The organism is Streptomyces sp. NPDC059900 (genome assembly GCF_050270335.1).
Taxonomy (GTDB): Bacteria; Actinomycetota; Actinomycetes; order Streptomycetales; family Streptomycetaceae; genus Streptomyces.
Window position 1 is genome coordinate 1 of record NZ_JBNNJZ010000706.1, and the last position, 3,797, is coordinate 3,797.

Below are 3,797 nucleotides of genomic sequence, written 5' to 3' on the forward strand. Positions count from 1 at the left end.
CTGGATGCGCTGCGAGGCGCTCCCGCGCTGAAGCAGGCCGAGGGCTTCCCCGGCCAGGGCGAGGGCCTGGGTCTCGATGGTGAGGCGTCCGCCCTGGCGATGGTCGCTGGTGATGATCTGCGCGAACTTCGCATGCAGGCGCTGTATATCGCTGGCGCCTACCCGGCGCCGGGTATCGGCACGGACGGGCACGGCTGCACCGAGGGCGAGACCGCTGGCGGTGGTGGTGAATGCTCGGCAGTGCACGTCGGTCTTTCGGGGTTCGATCACGGGAGCTCTGGTCCGTGGCGTGAACCCGAGCTCGCTCGCCGGACATCCGAACACGACCTCCAACGCGGCGCGCTGCTTGGAATGGGGCCAGCTGGTCTGCCCGTACATCAGATTGTGGATGGTGCGCGCGGACACCTTGCCCCTGGTCCCAGTGAGCGTGTGAATGACGTCATTCATCCGCTCGGCTAACTCCACTTGAGTCAGATCGAGTTCGTTCATCCGGGCTTTGAGCGCGTCGTTGACCGCCACCCCTTCACGGTAGCGGCGCCCTGACCTGGACCTGGAGACGGAGGGTCAAATTTTCCGGTCCCTCGCGCTCAGCGCGGACCATATTTTTCATTCCGGGCAGGGCGGGTCGGCGTTGTACTGGTCACCACCCCGCACCGACGACAGGCAAACGATCACGGTACGGGCCCGGCCCAACTCCCCTCCCGAGGCGGCAACGGTGACCCTCATGACCAGCCCTCAGTTTCAGACCGCCGAGCCCCCGGACATGGCCAAGGTCGACCACGCTATCCACCGCGCCGAGGGGCTCGCGGTTGCCGACCCGAACAGCCGCCCGGCCCACGAAGTCGCCGAGGAGCTGACCGTCTACCTCGCCTTGCTGGTCACTCCAGCCGAGAAGCGGCTATCCGCCATCTCCGTCACGAGCCCCGCAGCCCAACGCGCCCGCGACGTCCTGACCGACTCGATCCGCCATGCGAGAGCCGTACACCACGACCAGATCACCGGCGCCTTCACCAACCCCACCGCCTCCCTCTATCTTCTCGCGGGTGCGTGCCGGTTGCTGAAGAACGCGGTGGTCCCGCCGTGGTGAGCCGCCGGGGCAGCTACCGGGCCCGCCGTCCGAACCGCGCCCGCATCGCCGAGGGCGCCCTCACCACCGCCCTCGTCTCACTGGTCGTCGTGGCCTTCTGCGCGGCCCTGATCGCCGTAGTGAACAACCCCTAGAACTCCCGTGCCGGACCCGGTCCCTCCAGGCTCCCCCTTGCGGGCGGCCCGGCACGGGCACCACCCCAGAGGAGCACCATGAGCGTCCCGACGCCCGGACCGGACCCGCACCCCGGCCCGCTCCCGCCCCGCAACCACAAGTCCCCTGCTGGCAAAGGAGAACGATTGTGATCAACACGATGAGTATGGCCGGGAAGCACGGCGGCGAGCCGAGCGACAAGCCGTGGACGCCACCGCCGACCCCACCGTCCCCCGACGGCAGCGAACCCAGGAAATAGAGGCTCGCGTTCATGGACTACCGCACCATCGCCAGCACAGAGCTTGAGGCCATGGGAGCCTTCAGATCCCCATGGCTTCGGCCGGCGTTCCACGCTGTGGACCGCGAAGCCTTCGCGCCCTCGGCCTTCTGGTCACCCACCCGCACGGAGGCGGGCCTGTATCCGGTCATCGACCGCGACCAGGACGAGGAGACGTGGCGGCGCACTGTCTGGGGCACCCACGAGTCCCTCATCACCCAGATGAACGACGGCGCCACCCTCCCCGAGGACGGACCCGCCGAGGGGGATTTCTCCTCGTCGATCTCCGCACTCGACGTCGTCTTCGAAAAGCTCAATCTCCTGGACCTCGACCCCGGTCACCGGGTGCTGCACCTGGGCACCGCCTCGGGCTACGACTCGGCCGTCATCAGCGAACGGGTGGGCAGCGGCAACCTGACCACCGTCGAGTACGACCCCGCTCTTGCCGCATGGGGAGAGACGAATCTGCGCGCGGCCGGATACACGCCCACCACCATCTGCGGGGACGGGCTGGAGGGCTGGCAGCCCACGGCGCCCTATGACCGGATCATCGCGACGGCCGCCGTGCGCACCATCTCCGACGCCTGGCGCCACCAGGCCGCCGACCAGGCGGTCATCCTGGTCCCGTTCATCACGTCCTACGCCGCAGGCGGAATACTGGAGCTGACCGTCGACCACAACGTGGCCTGCGGCCGGTTCGTGAGCAGCGCGTTCTACATGCCGGCCCGCGCCCACCGCCCCAGCCGCCGGCTCAACCCGCCCACCGACAGCGTCAAAGCCGCCTCGCGTATCTCCCCGGCCGTGGTGCTGGAGCGGGACTGGGGCCAGGACTTCGTCATCGGCTTGCACCTTCCGGACGTCAGCCAGGCCAAGCGCGGCGAGGGCGCCGAGCGGCAGGTGCAGTTCTGGGACGCCGGCGGCACCTCCGTCACCATCGTCGATTACGACCACTGGTGGGAGACGGGCGCGGTGACCGTATACGGGGCACGCAACCTGTGGGACGAGATCGTGAACGCCTACAGCCGGTGGAAATACGCCGGTGGGCCTCACTTCACGCGCTACGGACTCACCTTCGACGACGACGGCTCCCGCCTCTGGCTCGACCACCCTGCCAACACTGTGCGGGCCTAGACCCCGCCCGCCCGGGCGCGTCCCCCACGCTCCCGAGAGCGAGGGGGACGCCTCACGTCTTGCAGCGGCCTCGTTCACGAGAGGTTGGTGTGCCGGCCCGCTCATCGCGTCGTTCCGGCGATCTGCTCGACGGGCCGGCAGACGGCCATCCACCGCTCGCTGTCGGCGCCCTGCCAGGCCCCGCAGGTCGCGGCGGCTGTGTCCGGCCAGGAGTGCGACCCCGTCAGCTCGGGCTGTCCCGCAGAGCCCGGGCCCCCGGAGCACAGCTCTCCGTCAGCTCGTCGAATTCGGCCGGCGTCAGCTGCTTGCTGGCCGAGCCGCGGCGGCTGTCGTCGAGCAGGGCGCACGCGCCGTCCAGCCACTGGGGCGACGGCTCGATTCCGGCGAAAGCAGCCAGGCGGGTCAGTTCCTGCCGGGGAGCGTCGAGGAGCTCCTCGTAGGCCAGGGTCATGCGCTGGGCGGCGGGCAGTTCGTCGAGGAACCGCGCTCCCCGGGTGACGAGTTCGGACCACAGGGCGCCGAACCGGCTCAGCGGAAAGTCCCGGTCCTGTACGAGGGCGGGGTCGAAGCGCTCGTTGAGCAGAGGCGCCAGATCGGGCGGCAGGGAGCGCACGTCCTCGTCGGTCAGGTCGGCGAAGCTCCCGACGCCCGTCCGTTCCTGGATCTCACGCATCAGGGTGATCACGCGGTATCCGGGGTGGCGGCTCATGGACAGGGCGCAGTCGGGCCCGTCGCGGAACAGGTGCACGAACTTCGCGTAGGGGAAGGCGGTGCGCAGTTTCTGGGTCCAGCCCGTCGAATATCCCGAGCGCTCCACGACGGCGGTCCGCCCCAACCGCGCTTTGAGCCATTCGAAGAGCGCTTCGTGGTGTTCGGCCGCCGTGCGGTCGGGCCAGCCGATGACCGCCGCTCCGATCTCGTCGAGCAGACCGTCGGGGTCGTCGGTGAGGTGCGGCAACACCATCAGGGACAGCGCGGGGATGCCGGTGTCCGGCCGCGAATACCGCCCCGGGCGGCGCGTATAGAGGAACTCGGGCATCAGGAGCCCGCTGCGGATCATGTTCGCGAAGTACGGGGTGGGACGGAAGAGGGCTTCCCAGAACTCCAGCCCCGAGACACGGCCGTCGGGGAAGGCCGCGTCCCCTACGG

General features: G+C 69.3%; 4 protein-coding genes and 1 pseudogene. 3 read left to right on the forward strand and 2 right to left on the reverse strand.

Translation table 11 applies throughout. From position 1 onward, the window contains the following. Positions 1–519 (reverse strand): annotated as a pseudogene (locus ACQKIP_RS42395) (XRE family transcriptional regulator); the annotation flags it as partial. A 205-nt stretch (positions 520–724) separates the two neighbouring features. Between ACQKIP_RS42395 and ACQKIP_RS42400 the strand changes: the two are divergent. The 3 genes from ACQKIP_RS42400 (at position 725) to ACQKIP_RS42410 (ending at position 2,648) form a co-directional block, all read left to right on the forward strand. Further along, on the forward strand, positions 725–1,087 hold the full coding sequence (locus ACQKIP_RS42400; RefSeq protein WP_365853626.1) for a hypothetical protein: 363 nt from the start codon (positions 725–727) through the stop codon (positions 1,085–1,087). Next, complete coding sequence (locus tag ACQKIP_RS42405) at positions 1,081–1,221, forward strand: hypothetical protein (protein ID WP_365853624.1); 141 nt, start codon at positions 1,081–1,083, stop codon at positions 1,219–1,221. Before ACQKIP_RS42400 ends, ACQKIP_RS42405 begins: the two co-directional genes overlap by 7 nt. 374 nt (positions 1,222–1,595) lie before the next feature. Next, entirely contained in the window at positions 1,596–2,648 is a 1,053-nt protein-coding gene (locus ACQKIP_RS42410; protein WP_365853622.1) for a protein-L-isoaspartate O-methyltransferase family protein, read from the forward strand. Between the two features lie 223 nt (positions 2,649–2,871). Here the strand turns inward: ACQKIP_RS42410 and ACQKIP_RS42415 are convergent. Further along, a partial coding sequence (locus tag ACQKIP_RS42415) for a sulfotransferase (RefSeq protein WP_427745450.1) occupies positions 2,872–3,797 on the reverse strand: 926 nt, incomplete at its 5' end.